We start from the raw sequence: 17,208 nt of genomic DNA, 5'->3' as shown, positions 1-17,208 counted from the left end.
TCAGGTTAGAACGTGGCCGCTCACCGCGTGCGGAGGCACGCTGCGTTCGCGGGTAACCCGGGCACTCACATCGACGCGATGAGGCGATCGACGCGCTCGTCGACGCTGCGGAACGGGTCTTTGCACAACACGGTCCGCTGCGCCTGGTCGTTGAGTTTGAGGTGCACCCAGTCGACGGTGAAGTCGCGGCCCGCCTTCTGCGCGGCCGAGATGAAGTCGCCACGAAGTTTTGCGCGGGTGGTCTGCGGCGGCTCGTTGACCGCCGTCTTGATCGCCTCGTCGGTGGTCGCCCGGGCGACCAGTCCCTTGCGCATCAACACGTCGAAGACGCCGCGGCCGCGTTTGATGTCGTGGAAGGCCAGGTCGAGTTGCGCGATCTTCGGATCCGACAGTTCCATCGAGTACCGGTTCTGGTAGCGCTCGAAGAGCTTGCGCTTGATGACCCAGTCGATCTCGGTGTCGACCTTGGCGAAATCGTTGCTCTCCACCGCGTCGAGCATGCGGCCCCAGAGGTCGACGACCATGTCCATCTCCGGGTCCGGTCGGCGGTTGGTGAGGTGCTCGACGGCGCGGGCGTGGTACTCGCGCTGGATGTCGAGGGCGCTGGCCTGCCGACCGCCGGCGAGTCGTACCGGCCGACGCCCCGTCGGGTCGTGGCTGACCTCACGGATCGCGCGGATCGGGTTGTCGAGCGCGAAGTCACGGAACGCGACGCCGGCCTCGATCATCTCCAGCACGAGCGCCGCGGAACCCACCTTGAGGAGGGTCGTCATCTCGGACATGTTCGAGTCGCCGACGATGACGTGCAGCCTGCGGTACTTCTCCGCGTCGGCGTGCGGCTCGTCGCGCGTGTTGATGATCGGACGCGACCGGGTCGTCGCCGAGGAGACGCCCTCCCAGATGTGCTCGGCGCGCTGCGACAGACAGAACGTCGCCGCCTTCGGGGTCTGCAGCACCTTGCCGGCGCCACAGATCAGCTGGCGGGTCACGAGGAACGGCAGCAGGACGTCGGAGATGCGGGAGAACTCCCCCGCCCGCACGACCAGGTAGTTCTCGTGGCATCCATACGAGTTGCCGGCCGAGTCGGTGTTGTTCTTGAACAGGTAGATGTCGCCGCCGATGCCTTCGTCGGCGAGACGCTGTTCGGCGTCGACGAGCAGGTCCTCGAGCACGAGCTCGCCCGCCCGGTCGTGGTTGATCAGCTGGATGAGGCTGTCGCACTCCGCGGTCGCGTACTCCGGGTGCGAACCCACGTCGAGATAGAGGCGGGCGCCGTTCTGCAGGAAGACGTTCGACGACCGGCCCCACGATACGACCCGCCGGAAGAGATAACGGGCGACCTCGTCCGGACTCAGGCGGCGGTGGCCGTGGAAGGTGCACGTGACACCGAACTCGGTCTCGATGCCCATGATTCGTCGCTGCACTTGACCAACCCTACTCGCGCGGGCCGCGGCGGACCGGTCGACACGCACCGGCCGCCGCGAGCCGCGGCGTTCTCATCACTGTTCGGTGGACGGCGTCTCACCAGGGGATTCGCCGGAATCGGCGGTCGCGGTCGCGGCCGCCGGGAGCAAACCTTCGACCGTGGACGTCGTGAGGCGCCGGAATGCGCGCCGCGGACGGTTGTGGTCGAGGACCGCGACTTCGAGGTCACCCGCGGCCAACGCCCGACGTTCGGTCGGGGTCCCGCCGCCGTTGTCGGCCGGAGCCGTCAGCGCGTCGACCGCGACACCGATGGCCCGTCCGAGTTCCATGTCCGGCTCGTAGCTCTCCTTGAGCGCGGCCGCGATCGGCTCGGTCGCCCCGCCCATCACGAGGAAGCGTGTCTCGTCGGTGATCGACCCGTCGTAGGAGATCCGGTAGAGCTGCGAACGCTTCGGTTTACCCGGTCGGGCGACCTCGGCGACGCAGAGTTCCACCTCGAACGGCTTGGCCTGTTCGGTGAAGACACTGCCGAGTGCGTTCGCGTAGGTGTTGGCCAGGGACAGCCCGGACACGTCGGCACGGTCGTAGCTGTAGCCGCGCATGTCCGCGATCTGGATCCCGGCCTTGCGCAGGCTCTCGAACTCGTTGTACTTGCCCACGGCCGCGAATCCGATCCGGTCGTAGATCTCGCTGGTCTTGCGCAGCGTGTTCGACGGGTTCTCCGCGACGAACAGCACGCCGTCGGAAAAGGTGAGGATCACGACGCTGCGACCCCGGGCTATGCCCTTGCGGGCGAGCTCGGAGCGGTCGCGCATGATCTGCTCGGCGCTGGCGTAATACGGGAAGGTCATCGTGCACCCCCCTGGTGCTCGGCACTCCGGCGTTCGATGACGGCACGCGCCGCCGCCTCGATGTCGGTCGCGTCCACCTCCCGCGCCCCGTCGGCCCCGACGATCGCGGCCATCGGGAAGATCTTGCGGACCAGATCGGGCCCGCCGGTCGCCGAATCGTCGTCGGCCGCGTCGTACAGCGACTCGACGGCGATCGCGAGTGCCTCGTCGGCGGTCAGGTCGGCGCGGTACAGCTTTTTCAGCGACGACTTGGCGAACACCGACCCCGAGCCGATGGCGGTGTACCCGCCGAACTCTTCGTGGCGGTCACCGGCGACGTCGAAGCTGAAGATCCGTCCGCGTTCGCTCGGGTCGTCGTGATCGATGTCGTAACCGACGAGCAGCGGGATGGCGGCCAGGCCCTGCAGGGCGGCGCCGAGATTGCCGCGCACCATCGACGCCAGCCGGCTGACCTTGCCGTCGAGGGTCAGCGGGACGCCCTCGATCTTCTCGTAGTGCTCGAGTTCGACGGTGAACAACCGCACCATCTCGATCGCGATACCGGCGGTGCCGGCGATCCCGGCGGCCGAGTACTCGTCGGTGATGTAGACCTTCTTGACGTCCCGGGTCGCGATGAGATTGCCCATCGTCGCCCGGCGGTCTCCGGCCAGGACGACCCCGCCCGGGTACGACACCGCGACGATCGTCGTGCCGTGCGGGATGTCACCGGCGCCGTCGGTGCCGCCCGCGAACGACCCCACGCGGTCGATCTGCGCCTGCGGGAGCTGTTCGGGCGCATGCGTCCGGAGGAAGTCGGTGAACGACGAGATGTCGGCACCGAAAGCGGAGCGGGACTGGGACAGCGGGGGCAGTGAACCGAACCTGTCGCTCACTGGCCGCCCTTCTGGACGTAGGCGCGCACGAAGTCCTCGGCGTTCTCCTCCAGCACGTCGTCGATCTCGTCGAGCAGGTCGTCGGTGTCCTCGGCCAGCTTCTCGCGACGTTCTTGTCCGGCGCCGGAATCGGGGCCCACGCCCTCGTCGTCGCCGCCGCCACCACGCTTGGTCTGTTCCTGCGCCATCTGCTGCCTCCTTGAAACCGATCGCCCCTTGGCGGGCTACCGCGGTCGAGGGAGAGTCGGGATCGGGTGTCGCTGTCGCGGCGGTGATCCCTGGTGTCTCGACCCTGCGGAATCGTGTGCTCCCACACTACCTGTGGGGACGACAAGTGTGGCGGAACGAGGCACAAGCCCCGCGTCACGTCAGGTGGTGAGCTGATCCACCAGTTCGGCGGCCGAGTTCACCGAGTCGAGGAGCTTGCCGACGTGCGCCGCGGTACCGCGCAGCGGTTCCAGTGTGGGGATGCGGACCAGCGAGTCCCCGCCCAGGTCGAAGATGACCGAGTCCCAGCTCGCCGCGGCGACGTCGGCACCGAACCGGCGCAGGCACTCACCGCGGAAGTAGGCCCGCGTGTCGCGCGGCGGCTCGCTGATCGCGGCGAGCACGTCATTCTCGTCGACCAACCGCTTCATCGATCCGCGCGCGACGAGCCGGTTGTACAGCCCCTTGTCGAGCCGGACGTCGGAATACTGCAGGTCGATGAGCTGCAGGCGCGGCGCCGACCACGACAGGTTCTCGCGCTGGCGGAAGCCCTCGAGGATGCGCAGCTTCGCCGGCCAGTCCAGGATGTCGGCACACTCCATCGGATCGCGCTCGAGGCGGTCGAGCACGTCGGCCCACGTCTGCAGGACGTGGGCGGCGCGCTCGTCGTCGGAGTGTTCCTGCTCGTGGAATTTCTGGCAGCGTTCCAGATACTCCCGCTGCAGGGCCAGCCCGGTGAGTTCGCGGCCGTTGGTCAGGGCGACGGTCGCCGTGAGCGTCGGGTCGTGGCTGATGGTGTGCACGGCCTGCACCGGCCGCGCGAGTTCGATGTCGGAGAAGTCGACGCCGGCCTCGATGAGATCGAGGACGAGCGCCGTGGTCCCGACCTTGAGGTAGGTGGAGGTCTCGGCGAGGTTGGCGTCGCCGATGATGACGTGCAGGCGCCGGTACCGCTCGGGATCGGCATGCGGTTCGTCGCGGGTGTTGATGATGCCGCGCTTGAGGGTGGTCTCGAGCCCGACCTCGACCTCGATGTAGTCCGACCGCTGTGACAGCTGGTAACCGGCCTCGTCGCCGGACTGTCCGATGCCCACCCGTCCCGAACCGGTGATCACCTGGCGCGAGGCGAAGAAGGTCGTCAGCCCGGCGATGATCGCGGTGAACGGCGTGTCCCGCGCCATGAGGTAGTTCTCATGGGTGCCGTACGACGCGCCCTTGCCGTCGATGTTGTTCTTGTACAGCTGGAGTTTCGGGGCGCCCGGGACACTGGCCACGTGGCGGGCCGCGGCCTCCATCACGCGCTCGCCCGCCTTGTCCCAGATGACCGCGTCCATGGGGTCGGTGACCTCGGGGGCGGAGTACTCGGGGTGGGCGTGGTCGACGTAGAGCCGGGCGCCGTTGGTGAGGATCATGTTGGCCGCACCGATCTCGTCGGCGTCGATGATCGGAGCCGGCCCGGACCCGCGGCCGAGGTCGAAACCACGGGCGTCGCGCAGAGGCGACTCCACCTCGTAGTCCCAGCGTGTCCGCTTCGCGCGCGGCACTCCCGCGGCCGCGGCGTAGGCGAGAACGGCCTGCGTGGACGTCATGATCGGGTTCGCGGTCGGGTCGCCGGGCGCGGAGATTCCGTACTCGACCTCGGTCCCGATGATTCGCTGCATCCTTCGAGGGTAGAGGTTCATTCGCCGCCGGTCGCAACCACCGCATGTGCGCAGTACGGTCGACGCCGTGAAAGCATTCCGCCGGTTCACCGTTCGAGTCCCGCTGCCCGACCGCATCGCGGACCTCGCGCCGTTGTCGCACAACCTGCGCTGGGCCTGGCACCTCCCCACCCAGGAACTGTTCGCCACGATCGATCCGCACCTGTGGTCGACGACCGGCGATCCGCTCCGGGTCCTCGCCGAGGCCGACCCGCGACGACTGGCCGAACTGGCGGCCGACGAGGGCTTCGTGGCGCGGGTGACCGACGCATACGCCGACCTCCGGGAGTATCTCGACGCACCGCAGTGGTTCCAGAGGTACGCGGCGGGATCATCGGGCGAGGACCGTGCCGGGCAGGACCGGGTGGTGCCGCGGGGAATCGCCTACTTCTCCATGGAGTTCGGCGTCTCGGAGGTCCTCCCGATCTACTCCGGCGGCCTCGGCATCCTCGCCGGTGACCACCTGAAGGCGGCCTCCGACCTCGGCCTGCCGCTCATCGGCGTCGGATTGCTGTACCGGTCCGGCTACTTCCGCCAGGGCCTCGACCACGACGGATGGCAGATCGAGCGGTATCCCGTGAACGACCCCGCCGAACTCCCCCTGACCCTTCTGCACCGCGGGGAACACGACGGAACCGGCGGCGGCGTCAACCGCGTCGACGACGCGGACCCGGTCATCATCGAGGTCGCGATGCCCGATGGCGCGACCCTGTCGGCTCAGGTGTGGGTGGCGACCGTGGGGCGAATCCCGTTGCTGCTCCTCGACTCCGACATCGCCCACAACGACGATCAGCCCGACGGGGCCGCCCTGCGCGCCGTGACCGACCGGCTGTACGGCGGCGACCAGGAGCACCGGATCGCGCAGGAGATCCTGCTGGGCATCGGTGGCGTGCGCGCGCTGCGCGAGTACGTGCGCATCGCCGGCCGGGACGAGCCGACGGTGTTCCACATGAACGAAGGACACGCGGGCTTCCTCGGCGTGGAACGCATCCGGGAGCTCGTGGCTGGCGGTCTCGACTTCGACACCGCGGAGGCGGTGGTCCGCGCGTCGAACGTCTTCACGACCCACACCCCCGTGCCGGCCGGTATCGACCGGTTCCCCGCCGACCTCGTGGCCCGGTATCTCGACGCCGACGACGGTGGCGGGTCCCGCCTGCTCCCGGGGCTGGCCGCGGCGACGGTCGTCGAACTCGGCGACGAGGCCGACCCGGGTGTGTTCAACATGGCACACATGGGATTTCGGCTCGGACAACGCAGCAACGGGGTCTCCCGACTGCACGGCGCGGTGAGTCGCGAGATGTTCGCCGACCTCTGGCCGGGTTTCGACGCCGCCGACGTCCCCATCGGAGCGGTCACCAACGGTGTGCACGGTCCGACCTGGGTGGCCCCTCAGTGGCGCGACTTCGCCGGCGGAGACGAGGATTCCGCGGCCGAGGTGTATGCGGGCCTGTCCGACGAGACCATCTGGCAGACGCATGAGGAGTTACGTGCGGGACTCGTCGGTGAAGTGCGCCGCCGTGCTCGCGCCAGCGGCCTCGAGCGGGGCTTCACCGAAGCCGAACTGGGTTGGACCGCCGACCTGTTCGACCCGCACGTGCTGACGATCGGGTTCGCCCGGCGGGCGGCCACGTACAAACGCCTCACCCTTATGCTCCGCGATCCCGATCGCATGCGCGCCATCCTCACCGACCCCGATCGGCCGGTGCAGCTCGTCATCGCGGGCAAGGCGCATCCCGCCGACGACGGGGGCAAATCACTGATCCAGCAGGTCGTGCGGTTCACCGAGGATCCGGAACTGCGCGGCCGAATCGTGTTCCTCCCCGACTACGACATCTCCATGGCTCGCGCCATCTACGCGGGTTGCGATGTGTGGCTGAACAACCCGGTGCGGCCGATGGAGGCCTGCGGGACGTCGGGGATGAAGTCGGCGCTGAACGGAGGGCTCAACCTGTCGATTCTCGACGGCTGGTGGGACGAGATGGCCGACGGCGAGAACGGCTGGGCCATCCCCTCCGCGGAGGGCATCGCCGACGAGCACCGTCGCGACGACCTCGAGGCGCAGGCGCTGTACACGCTCCTGGAGGAGACGGTGATCCCGCTGTTCTACCGCCGCGACGAGAACGGGGTGCCCCGCCGGTGGGTGGAGATGATGCGTCACACGCTCACCCGACTGGGGCCGCGAGTGCTGGCGTCGCGCATGGTCCGCGACTACACCACCGACCTCTACTGCCCGGCGGCGAAGGCCTACGAATCCGCGTGCGCCGACTCGTATGCGGGTGCACGCGACCTCGCGGCCTTCCGCCGGACGCTGGAGACCGGGTGGTCATCGGTACTGGTGGCCGGGGTCGAGGACGAGACGCGCGCGGACGGCCTCCACGTCACGGCGCACGTCGCACTCGGAGACCTGGCACCGGAGTCGGTGGCGGTCCAGGTCGTGCTCGGCCGGGTCGGCGACGACGATGACATCCTCGATCCGACGTTCACCGACATGACGCCCGAACCCGACCGCGATGCATCGGACCGGGTGGTGTTCTCCGCACTCGTGCCGCCGTCCGCATCGGGCCGACTCGGCTACACCGTCCGGGTGCTGCCGAGTCATCCGCAGCTGTCCGCCGAATCCGAACTCGGCCTGGTGCGCTTCCCGACGACGACCGGTAGGAGTCCACACCTGGCCTGACCGGCGGCCGTGGGTCAGATCCGCCGGACACCGGAGGAGAATTCAGGGTTGTCCCGGATGTCGCCACCCGCGTCGTGCCGCCACACTGATCGGACGGTGCGGTGACGGGAGAAGCGAATGGCCTTGTCGTCAGCGGTCGCTCGGACGGCCTCGCGGATCGCCTCGCTGCTGGGTCAGCGCCGGATGCGCCTGGTCGCCGTGCTGAACAAGTACGTGACCAATCCGGTCGTGCGGCTCTGGGCCGGACGGGTGCCCGGCATGGCGGTGATCGAGCACGTGGGCCGTCGTAGTGGGCGTCGCCACCGCACGCCGGTCATGGCCGTCGTATCGGATCACCGATTCTGGGTCGTCCTGAACTACGGCACCGGATCGGACTGGGTGGCCAATGTGATCGCCGCGCAGGGAGCCACGGTGCGGCACCGCGGCCGGCGGCACCGGATCGAGAACGTGCGCGTCGAACCGGCGTCGCTCAGTGCGATACCACTCCCCGATCGTCTCGACGCCGACCGGAAGGTGCTGTGCGCCACGATGCGGGACGCCTGAGGGACGGACCCGCGGTCAGCGTTTAGTGAGACCGGGCGTCAGCGCTTCTTCAGACGCAGACGCGAGTAGGTGAACGCGAGCAGCAGCGCGCTGATCACCGCGAGCACCCCGTACGCCAGCGCGGTGTGGGCGATCGACGTCTCCCACAGCGTGATTCGCTGCGGGGCGGCGACATTGATGCTGTAGAGGTCGACACTGCCGGCCGCGGCCACGTAGCCCCAGAAGGACGGGAAGATCCACGACAACTGCTCCAGCCCGACGCCGTCGAGCTTGAAGAGCCCGCCGCAGAACACCAACTGGACCATCACGACGATGACCAGCGGCGGCATGACCTGCTCGTTGGACTTCACGGCCGACGAGATGGCCAGTCCGACCAGCGTGCTCACACAGGCCAGGACAGCCACCGCGACCAGCAACGCGAGCGGCGGCGGCAGGATCGGTCCGCCGAAGTCGGGCAGCCCGCGACCGGCGAAGGTGATGCCGACCATGATGATCGTCTGCAGGACCGCGGCGACGAAGAACACGACGATCTTCGCGAAAAGGTATGCGCCGGGCCGCAATCCGACCGCACGCTCGCGCTCGAAGATGTCGCGCTCACCGACCAGATCGCGCACGGTCAGTGCCGCACCCATGAACGCCGCGCCGACGACGAGCACGACCAGGATCTGGATCGCCTCCGCGCCGTCCTTGGGTGGAGGCGCGTTGGGGATCACCTCGAGACGCGCGAATCCGCTCGAACCCGGGATCACAAGCGTGAGCAACCCCAACACGACCGGCAGCAACACGAGGAACACCAGGTAGCCTACGTCGGCGAAGATCAGCCGTACCTGACGTCGGGCGATGGTCGACGACTGGCGGGGGAAGCTCGTGTGCGGCACCGGTATCGGCGGGCCGGGAGGACGCTGGGGCGGCGGTGGAGCGGGTGCGCGGCGGTGCCGGTCCAGGTACCGCATGTGCGCGGTGTCCGGCTGGTCGGCGACGTAGGCGAAGATCTCGGCCCAGTCGGAGGTGCCCATCTCGCCCTCGACCTGTCCGGGCGGGCCGCAGAAGGATGTCTTGCCGCCGGGGGCGAGCAGCAGCACCTGGTCGCACATGGACAGGTAGGTCAGTGAGTGCGTGACCACGAGAACCACACGTCCGGCGTCGGCGAGCCGGCGGAGCGTGGCCATCACCTGGCGGTCGAGAGCGGGATCGAGACCGGAGGTCGGCTCGTCGAGGATCAGCAGCGACGGGCCCGTCAGCAGTTCCATGGCCACCGACGCACGCTTCTGCTGGCCGCCGGACAGCTTCTCCACCCTGGTGTCGACGTGCTCGGTCAGCTGCAGCTCACTGAGCACCCCGTCGATCACGCGGTCCCGGTCGGCCTTCGAGAGGTCGGGTGGCAGGCGCAGTTCCGCGGCATAACGCAACGCCTGTCGTAGCGTCAGCTTGTGGTGCAGCACGTCTTTCTGCGGCACCATGCCGATGCGGGTGCGCAGCGCGTCGTACTCGGCGTGCACGTTGCGGCTCTCGAAGGTGACCAGGCCGCTCGTCGGCGAGTTGAGTCCGGCCGCGATCCTCGACACCGTCGACTTACCCGCGCCCGACGGGCCGATCACCGCGGTCAACGTGCCGGGACTGGCACTGAACTCGACGTCGGCCAGCAATCGCTTCCCGCCGTCGACGACGAGGCTGACCCCATGGACATGGAGCCCGTCTGCGACCGCGGCACTCTCCTGGCCGCGCATCAGGGTGCCGCCGGACACCACGAAATCGCTGTTGCCGATCGTGACGACGTCACCGTCGGTCAGCGGGGCGCTCGACACCCGCCGGCCGTTGACGAAGGTCCCGTTGACGCTGCCGAGATCCTCGATGACGAGGGCGGCCCCGCGGCTGGACACCTGCGCGTGATGCCGCGACGCCAGCACATCGCTGACCACGATGTCGTTGTCGGGGGTGCGACCGATCCGCTGGACCCCGCGCAGTGAGATCGACTCGCGCTCCGGCGGAGTCGGCGCGCCGGGCAGCCGGTAGACCGCGGACACGTTCTGCTGCAGCGCTTGCAGATGCGGCGCGTTCAACACTTCCTGCGGCATCGGATCCGTGCCGCCGAATACCCGCCCGCCCGCTCCGCTTCCGGCGCGGTCGCCGGGACGGACGTATCCGCCGGGTGCGCGCGCGGGCATCTGCCCGGAGGCCGGGACTCCGGCGGGCGGGAAACCCGCCGAGCGGGGACCCGACGCGGGATGGCCCGACTGCATCGGGCGCGAGACCGGCGGAACCGGCCGGGGCGGCACACCGCGACCGGGAGCCGGCGAGTCGACCACGAGATCGACGACCGGACCGGTCGTCACGTCGCCGAGGCGCACCTGCATCGAGCCCGGCACCATGAACTCGGCCATCCGCTGACCGTTGACGAAAAAGCCGTTCGTGCTCCCGATGTCGACCAGACACCAGGCCGCCCCGCGCCACTCGATGGCCAGATGCCGGCGCGACACCATCGGGTGGTTGATCACGATGTCGTTGTCGGGCTCGCGCCCGAGGGTGACGCGCGGGGACCCGCCCAGTGGATGCGGTGCCCCACCGTCGACGATCACTCGTCCACGCGCCATCGATGTGTTGTTCATCGCCGACAACTCTAGTGCCTGAACGCGCTGTTCACGCGGTTCTGTCGAGCAGACAGCCGACCCCGTCGGAGTCGGCTGTCTGCTCGGCGGATGTGTCGGTCGTTACAGGTACTGGCCCGTGTTCGTCTCGGTGTCGATGGCGCGGCTCGCGCCCGCGCTCTTGCCCGTGACCAGGGTGCGGATGTAGACGATCCGCTCGCCCTTCTTGCCCGAGATCCGGGCCCAGTCGTCGGGGTTGGTCGTGTTGGGCAGATCCTCGTTCTCCGCGAACTCGTCGAGGATGGAATCGAAGAGATGCTGCACACGCAGACCTGGCGCACCTGTGTCGAGTTGCGACTTGATCGCGTACTTCTTGGCGCGGTCGACGACGTTCTGGATCATCGCGCCGGAGTTGAAGTCCTTGAAGTACATGATCTCTTTGTCGCCGTTGGCGTAGGTGACCTCGAGGAACCGGTTGTCCTCGCTCTCGGCGTACATCCGCTCGACGACCTTCTCGATCATCGCGTTGACGCAGGCCGTGCGATCACCGCCGAACTCGCCGATGTCGTCGGCGTGGATCGGCAGCTCCTCGGTCAGGTACTTCGAGAAGATGTCGATCGCCGACTCGGCGTCGGGACGTTCGATCTTGATCTTCACGTCGAGACGTCCCGGACGCAGGATCGCGGGATCGATCATGTCCTCGCGGTTCGACGCACCGATCACGATGACGTTCTCGAGGCCCTCGACGCCGTCGATCTCGCTGAGCAGCTGCGGGACCACGGTGGTCTCCACGTCCGAGGAGACACCCGAGCCACGCGTGCGGAAGATCGAGTCCATCTCGTCGAAGAACACGATGACCGGTGTGCCCTCCGAGGCCTTCTCCCGCGCGCGCTGGAAGATCAGCCGGATGTGCCGCTCGGTCTCACCGACGAACTTGTTCAGCAGTTCGGGGCCCTTGATGTTGAGGAAGTACGACTTCGCCTCCTTGGCGTCGTCGCCGCGCACCTGCGCGATCTTCTTCGCCAGGGAGTTGGCCACTGCCTTGGCGATGAGCGTCTTTCCACACCCGGGCGGACCGTAGAGCAGCACGCCCTTCGGCGGACGCAGCTGGTAGTCGCGGAACAGGTCCTTGTGCAGGAACGGGAGTTCGACGGCATCGCGGATCTGCTCGATCTGACGACCGAGGCCGCCGATGTCCTCGTACCCGACGTCCGGGACCTCCTCGAGGACGAGATCCTCCACCTCGGCCTTGGGCACCCGCTCGAAGGCGAAGCCGGCCTTGGTGTCGATGAGCAACGAGTCACCGGGGCGCAGCTTGCGACGCAGACCGTCCTCACCGTCGACCTCGCCGAGGAGCGGTTCGGCCAGCCAGACCACCCGCTCTTCGTCGGCATGGCCGACGACCAGGGCGCGTTTGCCGTCGCCGAGCACCTCACGCAGCGTGCTGATCTCGCCGACGGTGTCGAACTCACAGGCCTCGACGATGGTCAGCGCCTCGTTCAGGCGCAGGGTCTGGCCCTTGGTCAGCGTCTCGGTGTCGATGTTGGGTGAACACGTCAGCCGCATCTTGCGGCCGGAGGTGAACACGTCGACGGTGGCGTCGGGATGCACGTCCAGCAGTACGCCGTACCCGCTCGGCGGCTGACCGAGACGGTCGACCTCCTCGCGGAGTGCGATGAGTTGCTGGCGGGCTTCCTTGAGAGTGTCGAGCAGCTTCGCGTTGCGTGCGGTGAGGCTGTCCACACGCTCCTGGAGATCCCCGGCCGGCCGGCCGGCTGCGCCTCGCGCAGACGGGTCCGAGCCGCTCCGCGACAGTGGCGGAGTGTAGGCGGGGACGAAGCCCTCGTCGGATGCACTGGCGCTCTCGGGAACCGCGCGGTCCCCCAGTGCGTCGTGGCGGTCAGATTCGGTCATTGCTGACTCCTCTCGCCGGCAATCACCCGATCCCTCGATCGGAATGCTCGCGCCGTATCCCTACGCTACCGGCCGCGACGCGGAATCGCCGTCTGCCGCGCAATCGCCGGTGTTGACGGTGTGTTAAATGTGCGTCTTCGCAACGTATTCGCGATGTTTCACCGCGACCGCGGCGGGATCAGCCCTTGCTGGGGCGGCGCTGCGGACGCAGCGTGGTGGTTCCGTCGGCCAGGCGCCGAGCGGTGATCAGAAAGGCCGTGTGGCCTTGCATTTTGTGCTCCGGCCGCACCGCGAGTCCCACCGCACTCCACTCACGCAGGAGCGTCTCCCACGCCCGGGGCTCGGTCCAGCACTCCTGCTCGCGCAGGGCTTCCATCACCCGGGACAGCTGGGTGACGGTCGCCACGTACACCGTCAAGACCCCGCCTGGTTTCAACACCGTGCGGACGACGTCGAGGGGTTCCCAGGGCGCGAGCATGTCCAGGATGACCCGGTCGAAGCGTTCGTCCTGGTCCACGTTCGCCAGGTCGTCGACGGTCAGGTGCCAGTTGCCGGGGCGGCCGCCGAAGAAGGTCTCGACGTTGCGGATCGCGTGCTCGGCGTGGTCGTCCCGGATCTCGTAGGAGACGACTTCGCCCTCGGCGCCGACCGCGCGCAGCAACGAACAGGTCAGCGCACCCGAACCGGCACCGGCCTCGAGAACACGAGCACCAGGGAAGATGTCGCCCTCGAGCACGATCTGCGCCGCGTCCTTGGGGTAGATGACCTGGGCTCCGCGCGGCATCGACAGCACGTAGTCGACCAGCAGCGGCCGCAACGCGAGATACTGGGTCCCGCTCGTCGCGGAGACGATGCTGCCCTCGGGCGAGCCGATCAGATCGTCGTGCGAGATGGCACCCCGATGGGTGTGGAACTGCTTCCCCTCGTCGAGCAGCACCGTGAACTTGCGCCCCTTCGCATCGGTCAGCTGAACCCGGTCGCCGACGACGAACGGTCCGGTGGTGGGCACTGGTGCTTCCTCTCGTGAACGATCCGAACCCGCGCGACTCGGCGCCGGTTCGTGGGCCGTGTGGACGTTACCCGACGACGTGGGCCGAACCCGCCTCGTGTCGCCCCGCCGGACCGGCGAGCGACTTTTCGGTGTGGCGACTGCGAGTGTCGGGACGCCGGCCTGTCGGGACCGGCGCCTACCCTGCGAAGGGTGAGCACGATGACCGGAGTCGGGGACACCTCCACCAGCACGACGCGGGCAACGGCACCGGACACCCCCGGGTCGGACGGCCGGGGCATCGTCGGGCGGCCGCTGGCCCTGTCCCCGTCCCGGGCCGCCGACTTCAAGCAATGCCCCCTCCTCTATCGCTACCGCGCGATCGACCGCTTCCCGGAAACACCCACGACCGCCCAGACCCGGGGCACCGTCGTGCACGCGGCCCTGGAGAACCTGTTCGACCTCCCGGCCGAACTCCGCACCCAGGATTCGGCCGAGCTGCTGGTCGAGGGCGCCTGGGCGGCGCTGTGCGAGGGCGACCCGGAACTGGCGAAGGTCGTCGGAGTAGACGGGCAGGAGGCGTTCCTCGCGGATGCGCAGAAGCTCATCGCCACCTACTACACGATGGAGAACCCCACCGCCTTCGACGCCGACGCGGTGGAGGAACACGTCGAGATCGACGCCGACGACATGCTGATGCGCGGCTTCATCGACCGCATCGACGTCGCGCCGACCGGTGAGATCCGCGTCGTCGACTACAAGACCGGACGATCCCCGGGCCAGGCCTACGAGGCCAAGGCGCTGTTCCAGATGAAGTTCTATGCGCTCGCGATCCTGCGCACCCGCGGGGTGGTTCCGGCCCGGTTGCAACTGATGTACCTCTCCGACGGGCAGCAGTTGATCTATCGCCCGGACCACGACGAACTGCTCCGTTTCGAGCGCACCCTGCGTGCGATATGGCAGGCGATCCGCGCAGCCGTGGTCTCGGGTGATTTCCCGCCGAAGAAGTCGTGGCTGTGCAAGTTCTGCGAGCACCACGCCCGCTGTCCCGAGTTCGGGGGCGAGGTCCCGCTGTACCCCGGTCCACCGGCGGGTTTCGCCTCCTGACCGACACCGGAACCGGGGTCCGGGTGCCCCCGTACCGGGTGACTATGCCGACAGTCATAAGGTGACCGCGTGGAGAACTCGTACTACGAACCCGTCGACGCCCCGTCGGACTCTGCCCACACTGATTCCGAAGGCGACTTCGAGTACTTCCGTCCGACCGACGCCACGCTGAGCGTGTGGTCGCCGACCATGCAGCACGGCGGTCCCCCGTCGGCCCTCCTGATGCGTTCGCTGCTGCGATGCGAGCCCGACCCGGCCCAGCACTTCACGCGGGTGACCACCGAGATCCTCGGGCCGGTCGGGTTGGGCATCAACCGGGTCGCCGCCCGGGTCATCCGGCCCGGCCGCCAGATCAGCCTCGTCGAGACCGAACTGCAGGTGCAGCAGGCCGACGGGTCGTTCCGCGCCGCGGCACGATCGGTGGGCTGGCGACTGCGCGTCGCCGACACCGCCGAGATCGCCAACGGTCCCGCTCCCCTGGCTCCCGGTCCCGACGAGTCGGCAGCGGTGATCGGCTTCTCCGACGACAGCGGCGAGGCCGTCGACTGGGGCACCCTGGGGTTCATCGGCACCATCGAGTCGATCCGGGCCGAGGGACGCAACGGCTCGACTCCCGCGGTGTGGCTGCGCCCGGCGATCCCGCTCGTCGCCGGCGAGAAGACCGAGGACCTGGAGTCGGTGTTCACCGTCATCGACGTCGCCAACGGGCTGGGTACCCGACTGCGCCCGGACCAGTGGACCTGGATGAACACCGACACGACCGTGCACCTGACGCGCGTCCCGAGCGGACCGTGGGTCGGGATCGACGCCCACATGATCGCCGGCCCGGACGGGTTCGGCAGCACCTTCGCCGACCTCTACGACGCCTCCGGTCACATCGGGCGGTCGGCCCAGACGGTGATGCTCAGCGCGGTGCAGTAGCCACGCCTTCTGCGTTCCGAGGTGCGAGCAGTGCCAGCCACCCACTGCCCCTCAGGTGCGGGCAAAGCCAGCCACCCCTGCCCCCTGAGGTGCGGGCAAAGCCAGCCACCCCTGCCCCCTCAGGTGCGGGCAAAGCCAGCCACCCACTGCCCCCTCAGGTGCGAGCGAGCGCGTCACCCACTGCTCCCTGAGGAGGCCGGAGCCTGCGGAGGCCGTCTCGAAGGGTCCTGGTGAGATGCGTCGCCACGCCCTTCGTGGCTCGTCGCTTGCGCTCCTCGCACCTCAGGGAACGGGAAGTTCGTCGCTTGCGCTCCTCGCACCTCAGTATCTGCGGCCTGGCGGCCGGCCGGCGTGGACTACGAAAGCCCCCGGCTCCCTGAGGAGCGAGCTTGCGAGCGTCACGAAGGGTTTCGCAGCCTCGGTCGCCAGACCCTTCGTGACGCGCCCTCCGCAAGCTCCGGGCGCTCCTCAGGGAGCAGGGCGGGCCAGCGGGTCTGTGGTTCTTTCGGATTAGGGAGCAGGGGCTGGTGGATCTACCGAAACGGCTAGAACCGGCAGGAGCGGATGTCGGTGGCGAGGATCGCCTTCGCGCCCAGCTCGGACAGCTCGTCCATGAGGTTCTGGTGGTCCTTGCGGGGCACCATCGCACGGACGGCGACCCAGTCCGGGTCGGCCATGGGTGCCACGGTCGGTGACTCCAGGCCCGGGGTGAGCACCGACGCCCGGTCGAGAAGTGAACGGGGGCAGTCGTAGTCGATCATCACGTACTGCTGTCCGAACACCACACCCTGGACCCGGGCGACGAATTGCCGTTCGGCCTTGGTGAGTTCGGCGTCGCGCCGGGAGATGAGAACGGCCTCGGAATCGCACAGCGACTCCCCGAAGGCCACCAGGCCGTGCTGGCGCAGCGTGCGACCGGAACCGACGACGTCGGCGATCGCGTCGGCGACGCCGAGCTGGATCGAGATCTCGACCGCACCGTCGAGCCGGATGATGTCGGCGGTGATGCCGTGACCGGCCAGGTCCTCACGCACGAGGTTCGGGTACGACGTGGCGATCCGTTTGCCGGCGAGATCGGCCACGCTCCACTGTTGGTCGGCCGGCGCGGCATAGCGGAAGCTCGACGAGCCGAAACCCATCGCCAGCTGCTCGCCGACCTCGGCGCCGGAGTCCCGGGCGAGGTCGCGCCCGGTGATGCCCAGGTCCAGGCGGCCGGACGCCACGTAGATCGCGATGTCCTTGGGGCGGAGGAAGAAGAACTCGACGTCGTTGTTGTTGTCGAGGACCGTGAGGTCCTTGGCGTCGGTCCGGCGTCGGTAGCCGGCCTCGGAGAGGATGGCCGACGCGGATTCGGAGAGCGCACCCTTGTTGGGTACGGCCACTCGCAGCATCTCGATGTCCTTTTCGTGGGGTGCGCC

At 68.5% G+C, this 17,208-nt stretch carries 13 protein-coding genes; 4 read left to right on the top strand and 9 right to left on the bottom strand.

The genetic code is table 11. From position 1 onward, the window contains the following. Nucleotides 1-65: 65 nt before the first annotated feature. The 5 genes from pafA to dop all read right to left on the bottom strand — a co-directional run bounded on the left by pafA (nucleotide 66) and on the right by dop (nucleotide 5,016). The gene (gene pafA / locus AC3B5T_RS18905; RefSeq protein WP_010841091.1) at nucleotides 66-1,424 is read right to left on the bottom strand and encodes a Pup--protein ligase; all 1,359 of its coding nucleotides are present in this window, start codon (nucleotides 1,422-1,424) and stop codon (nucleotides 66-68) included. Between the two features lie 75 nt (nucleotides 1,425-1,499). Continuing rightward, the gene (gene prcA / locus AC3B5T_RS18900) at nucleotides 1,500-2,276 is read right to left on the bottom strand and encodes a proteasome subunit alpha (protein WP_055474580.1); all 777 of its coding nucleotides are present in this window, start codon (nucleotides 2,274-2,276) and stop codon (nucleotides 1,500-1,502) included. Continuing rightward, nucleotides 2,273-3,148, bottom strand: coding sequence for a proteasome subunit beta (prcB, locus tag AC3B5T_RS18895; protein ID WP_055474581.1), 876 nt, complete (start codon nucleotides 3,146-3,148; stop codon nucleotides 2,273-2,275). The genes prcA and prcB overlap by 4 nt, the downstream gene beginning before the upstream one ends. Then, nucleotides 3,145-3,336 carry a ubiquitin-like protein Pup gene (locus tag AC3B5T_RS18890; protein WP_004019064.1) on the bottom strand — a complete coding sequence of 64 codons (192 nt, stop codon included), beginning with the start codon at nucleotides 3,334-3,336 and terminating at the stop codon, nucleotides 3,145-3,147. The genes prcB and AC3B5T_RS18890 overlap by 4 nt, the downstream gene beginning before the upstream one ends. A gap of 180 nt (nucleotides 3,337-3,516) precedes the next feature. Further along, a complete protein-coding gene (gene dop / locus AC3B5T_RS18885; protein WP_010841088.1) occupies nucleotides 3,517-5,016 on the bottom strand; it encodes a depupylase/deamidase Dop in 1,500 nt (499 codons plus the stop codon). 67 nt (nucleotides 5,017-5,083) lie between these two features. Here dop and glgP point away from each other — a divergent pair, with 67 nt between their 5' ends. Both glgP and AC3B5T_RS18875 read left to right on the top strand, forming a co-directional pair. Next, complete coding sequence (gene glgP / locus AC3B5T_RS18880) at nucleotides 5,084-7,732, top strand: alpha-glucan family phosphorylase (RefSeq protein ID WP_488357814.1); 2,649 nt, start codon at nucleotides 5,084-5,086, stop codon at nucleotides 7,730-7,732. A gap of 117 nt (nucleotides 7,733-7,849) precedes the next feature. Then, nucleotides 7,850-8,275, top strand: a complete 426-nt coding sequence (locus AC3B5T_RS18875) for a nitroreductase family deazaflavin-dependent oxidoreductase (RefSeq protein WP_488357813.1) — start codon at nucleotides 7,850-7,852, stop codon at nucleotides 8,273-8,275. A gap of 38 nt (nucleotides 8,276-8,313) precedes the next feature. Here the strand turns inward: AC3B5T_RS18875 and AC3B5T_RS18870 are convergent, their stop codons facing one another. The 3 genes from AC3B5T_RS18870 to AC3B5T_RS18860 all read right to left on the bottom strand — a co-directional run bounded on the left by AC3B5T_RS18870 (nucleotide 8,314) and on the right by AC3B5T_RS18860 (nucleotide 13,783). Then, nucleotides 8,314-10,866 (bottom strand): FHA domain-containing protein, encoded by a 2,553-nt coding sequence (locus AC3B5T_RS18870; RefSeq protein ID WP_055474709.1) that lies wholly within the window; start codon nucleotides 10,864-10,866, stop codon nucleotides 8,314-8,316. Between the two features lie 117 nt (nucleotides 10,867-10,983). Continuing rightward, on the bottom strand, nucleotides 10,984-12,774 hold the full coding sequence (gene arc, locus AC3B5T_RS18865) for a proteasome ATPase (protein ID WP_010841084.1): 1,791 nt from the start codon (nucleotides 12,772-12,774) through the stop codon (nucleotides 10,984-10,986). Between the two features lie 178 nt (nucleotides 12,775-12,952). Beyond that, a complete protein-coding gene (locus AC3B5T_RS18860; protein ID WP_055474584.1) occupies nucleotides 12,953-13,783 on the bottom strand; it encodes a tRNA (adenine-N1)-methyltransferase in 831 nt (276 codons plus the stop codon). A gap of 201 nt (nucleotides 13,784-13,984) precedes the next feature. Here AC3B5T_RS18860 and AC3B5T_RS18855 point away from each other — a divergent pair, with 201 nt between their 5' ends. After that, complete coding sequence (locus tag AC3B5T_RS18855; protein ID WP_055474585.1) at nucleotides 13,985-14,869, top strand: RecB family exonuclease; 885 nt, start codon at nucleotides 13,985-13,987, stop codon at nucleotides 14,867-14,869. Between the two features lie 69 nt (nucleotides 14,870-14,938). Beyond that, entirely contained in the window at nucleotides 14,939-15,790 is an 852-nt protein-coding gene (locus tag AC3B5T_RS18850; RefSeq protein ID WP_055474586.1) for a thioesterase family protein, read from the top strand. Nucleotides 15,791-16,335: 545 nt separating this feature from the next. On the opposite strand, the gene hisG is transcribed toward AC3B5T_RS18850, so the two are convergent. Next, nucleotides 16,336-17,181: an ATP phosphoribosyltransferase gene (gene hisG / locus AC3B5T_RS18845; RefSeq protein WP_010841080.1), complete on the bottom strand. Its 846-nt coding sequence runs from the start codon at nucleotides 17,179-17,181 to the stop codon at nucleotides 16,336-16,338. Between the last annotated feature and the right edge of the window lie 27 nt (nucleotides 17,182-17,208).

The organism is Gordonia sp. G4 (genome assembly GCF_057770005.1).
Note: the sequence above shows the minus strand (reverse complement) of the source record. Positions and strands in the feature narration are given on the sequence as shown.

Excerpts from the sequence above, each read along its gene's own strand:
- prcA (WP_055474580.1), bottom strand. The coding sequence starts at position 2,276 with ATGACCTTCCCGTATTACGCCAGCGCCGAGCAGATCATGCGCGACCGC.
- AC3B5T_RS18890 (WP_004019064.1), bottom strand. The coding sequence starts at position 3,336 with ATGGCGCAGGAACAGACCAAGCGTGGTGGCGGCGGCGACGACGAGGGC.
- dop (WP_010841088.1), bottom strand. The coding sequence starts at position 5,016 with ATGCAGCGAATCATCGGGACCGAGGTCGAGTACGGAATCTCCGCGCCC.
- AC3B5T_RS18875 (WP_488357813.1), top strand. The coding sequence starts at position 7,850 with ATGGCCTTGTCGTCAGCGGTCGCTCGGACGGCCTCGCGGATCGCCTCG.
- AC3B5T_RS18870 (WP_055474709.1), bottom strand. The coding sequence starts at position 10,866 with ATGGCGCGTGGACGAGTGATCGTCGACGGTGGGGCACCGCATCCACTG.
- arc (WP_010841084.1), bottom strand. The coding sequence starts at position 12,774 with ATGACCGAATCTGACCGCCACGACGCACTGGGGGACCGCGCGGTTCCC.
- AC3B5T_RS18855 (WP_055474585.1), top strand. The coding sequence starts at position 13,985 with ATGACCGGAGTCGGGGACACCTCCACCAGCACGACGCGGGCAACGGCA.
- hisG (WP_010841080.1), bottom strand. The coding sequence starts at position 17,181 with ATGCTGCGAGTGGCCGTACCCAACAAGGGTGCGCTCTCCGAATCCGCG.